Below are 3211 nucleotides of genomic sequence, written 5' to 3'. Positions count from 1 at the left end.
TTTCTCGAATACGCCCGCGTATTTGACAATTACTACGGCACCTCACGCGAAGCTATTCAGCAGGTGCTGGCCACCGGCGTCAGTGTTTTCCTCGACATCGATTGGCAAGGCGCACAGCAGATCCGCGCTAAAATGCCGGACGCGCGCAGTATCTTTATTCTGCCGCCCTCCAAGGAGGAGCTGGATCGCCGGCTGCGCGGCCGCGGTCAGGACAGTGAAAAAGTGATCGGCCGGCGCATGGCGCAGGCTGTAGCTGAAATGACCCACTTTGCAGAGTATGATTATTTAATCGTCAATGGCGACTTCAATTCCGCATTGCTTGATCTGAAAGCCATAATTCGGGCTGAACGGCTGTGCCTTGGGCGTCAGAAATTACGCCATGACGCATTAATTTGCAAATTGTTGGCAGACTGACACAACTTTCAGTATGATGTCCAGTTATTTCTTCATCTGTGGAGTAGCTCACATATGGCACGCGTAACTGTACAAGACGCCGTCGAGAAAATAGGTAACCGTTTTGACCTGGTGCTGGTCGCCGCGCGACGCGCGCGTCAGATTCAGGTTGGCGGTAAGGATCCACTGGTTGCAGAAGAAAACGATAAATACACCGTTATCGCCCTGCGTGAAATCGAGGAAGGCCTGATTACCAGCCAAATCCTGGACTTACGGGATCGCCAAGAGCAGCAAGAGCAAGAAGCCGCTGAGATTCAAGCGGTGACCGCGATCGCTGAAGGCCGCCGCTAACAGCAGGTTACTACCCTACCTTGTATCTGTTTGAAAGTCTGAATCTACTGATTCAACGCTATCTGCCCGAGGATCAGATAAAACTCCTCCGGCAGGCTTATCTTGTCGCTCGTGATGCGCACGAGGGACAAACTCGTTCCAGCGGTGAGGCTTACATCACTCATCCGGTGGTGGTCGCCTGTATTCTGGCCGAGATGCGTCTCGACCACGAGACGCTGATGGCGGCGCTGCTGCATGACGTTATCGAAGATACCCCAGCCACTTATCAGGACATGGAGCAGCTGTTCGGCAAAAGCGTCGCCGAGCTGGTGGAAGGCGTATCCAAGCTGGACAAGCTGAAATTCCGCGACAAGAAAGAAGCCCAGGCGAAAAACTTTCGTAAAATGATCATCGCGATGGTGCAGGATATCCGCGTCGTGCTGATAAAGCTCGCTGATCGTACCCATAATATGCGCACCCTGGGCGCCCTGCGGCCGGATAAACGCCGCCGCATCGCGCGCGAAACGCTGGAAATCTACAGTCCATTGGCCCACCGGCTGGGGATTCATCACCTGAAGATCGAGCTAGAAGAACTGGGCTTCGAGGCGCTGTATCCCAACCGCTACCGGGTCATTAAAGAAGTGGTCAAAGCGGCGCGCGGTAACCGCAAGGAAATGATCCAGAAAATCCTCGCCGAAATCGAGGGTCGTTTAACCGAAGCAGGCATTCCTTGTCGCGTCAGTGGACGTGAAAAACATCTCTACTCCATTTATTGCAAAATGCATCTGAAAGAGCAGCGTTTTCACTCCATCATGGACATTTACGCTTTTCGGGTGATCGTCAGCGACGTGGATACCTGTTACCGGGTGCTGGGTCAAATGCATAGCCTGTATAAACCGCGCCCCGGACGGGTGAAGGATTATATCGCGATCCCCAAAGCCAACGGCTACCAATCGCTGCATACCTCAATGATAGGTCCGCACGGCGTGCCGGTCGAAGTGCAGATCCGCACCGAGGACATGGATCAAATGGCGGAGATAGGGGTAGCGGCGCACTGGGCGTATAAAGAGCAGGGCGAAACCGGCACCACGGCACAAATCCGCGCCCAGCGCTGGATGCAAAGCCTTCTTGAGCTTCAGCAGAGCGCCGGCAGCTTGTTTGAATTCATTGAAAGCGTTAAGTCCGATCTCTTTCCCGCCGAAATTTATGTTTTTACCCCGGAAGGGCGTATCGTCGAACTGCCGGCGAGCGCCACGCCGGTGGATTTTGCCTATGCGGTGCATACCGATATCGGCCACGCCTGCGTAGGTGCCCGCGTGGACAGGCAGCCCTACCCGCTTTCCCAGTCGCTCAGCAGCGGCCAGACCGTGGAAATCATTACCGCTCCCGGCGCACGGCCTAACGCCGCCTGGCTGAATTTCGTCGTAAGCTCCAAGGCGCTCGCCAAAATCCGCCAGATGTTGAAGAATCTCAAGCGCGACGACTCCGTCAGTCTCGGTCGCCGCTTGCTTAACCATGCGCTGGGCGGCAACCACAAACTCGTCGAGCTGCCGACGGAGAATATCCAGCGCGAGCTGGACAGAATGAAACTGGCGACGCTTGATGATTTGCTGGCGGAAATCGGTCTCGGTAACGCAATGAGCGTGGTGATAGCCAAGAATTTACAGGGCGATCGGCCCAACCTGACGCCCCCAACCGGCCCGCGCACGCTGCCGATCAAAGGCGCCGACGACGTGCTTATCACCTTTGCCAAATACTGCCGGCCTATCCCCGGTGACCCGATTATTGCCCACGTCAGCCCCGGCAAAGGGCTGGTGGTGCATCATGAATCCTGCCGCAATATCCGGGGCTATCAGAAAGAGCCCGAGAAATTCATGCCGGTAGAGTGGGAGATGGTGAGTGAACAGGAGTTCATCGCCGAGATCAAGGTGGATATGTTCAACCATCAAGGCGCATTGGCCAATTTGGCCGCGTCGATTAACGCCGCCAATTCCAATATCCAGAGCCTGAACACCGAAGAGAAGGACGGCCGGGTGTATAGCGCGTTCATTCGTCTGACAACCCGCGGTCGTATCCATCTGGCGAATATCATGCGCAAAATCCGCATCATGCCAGATGTCATCCGGGTGAACCGCAACAGAAACTAAAGCCTGCCGTTGGATGTAGTGGTCAACTAAAACTGGCCATTGCGTTAGCGTTTTTCCAGTATCTATTTTCTGATTCCTTTCGTGGCAACCCACCGTTATATTCATGCGGCCTGAGTGCGCTGTAATATCCCACGATATAGTCGGTAATTTTATGAGCTGCTTCGCTAAAGCTGTTGTAACCTTTTATCGGCACCCATTCTGTCTTCAGGCTGCGGAAGAAGCGCTCCATCGGACTGTTATCCCAACAGTTACCCCGCCGACTCATGCTTTGTTTGATCCGGTAACGCCACAGCAACTGTCGGAACTGCCTGCTCGTATAGTGGCTACCCTGATCGCTGTGG

The 3211-nt window shown here is 54.7% G+C and carries 4 protein-coding genes; 3 read left to right on the top strand and 1 reads right to left on the bottom strand.

The genetic code is table 11. The features are described 5' to 3' along the window. From ACTBDU_RS13690 to spoT, 3 genes are all read left to right on the top strand, one after another. Positions 1 to 414 (top strand): guanylate kinase (locus tag ACTBDU_RS13690; RefSeq protein WP_438806844.1); only part of this gene is annotated, 414 nt, incomplete at its 5' end. A 54-nt stretch (positions 415 to 468) separates the two neighbouring features. Beyond that, entirely contained in the window at positions 469 to 744 is a 276-nt protein-coding gene (gene rpoZ, locus ACTBDU_RS13685) for a DNA-directed RNA polymerase subunit omega (RefSeq protein WP_011412033.1), read from the top strand. Between the two features lie 20 nt (positions 745 to 764). Then, positions 765 to 2870, top strand: a complete 2106-nt coding sequence (gene spoT, locus ACTBDU_RS13680) for a bifunctional GTP diphosphokinase/guanosine-3',5'-bis pyrophosphate 3'-pyrophosphohydrolase (protein ID WP_438806843.1) — start codon at positions 765 to 767, stop codon at positions 2868 to 2870. Positions 2871 to 2892: 22 nt separating this feature from the next. Here spoT and ACTBDU_RS13675 read toward each other — a convergent pair. Further along, positions 2893 to 3211, bottom strand: a 319-nt coding sequence (locus ACTBDU_RS13675; RefSeq protein WP_438806842.1) for an integrase core domain-containing protein, incomplete at its 5' end; no start/stop codon positions are given.

Origin of the sequence: Sodalis sp. (in: enterobacteria), assembly GCF_051710625.1 — a bacterium.
Taxonomy (GTDB): domain Bacteria; phylum Pseudomonadota; class Gammaproteobacteria; order Enterobacterales; family Enterobacteriaceae; genus JBPESN01.
The sequence above is the reverse complement of the archived record's forward strand: the minus strand, read 5'-3'. Positions and strand labels throughout refer to the sequence as shown.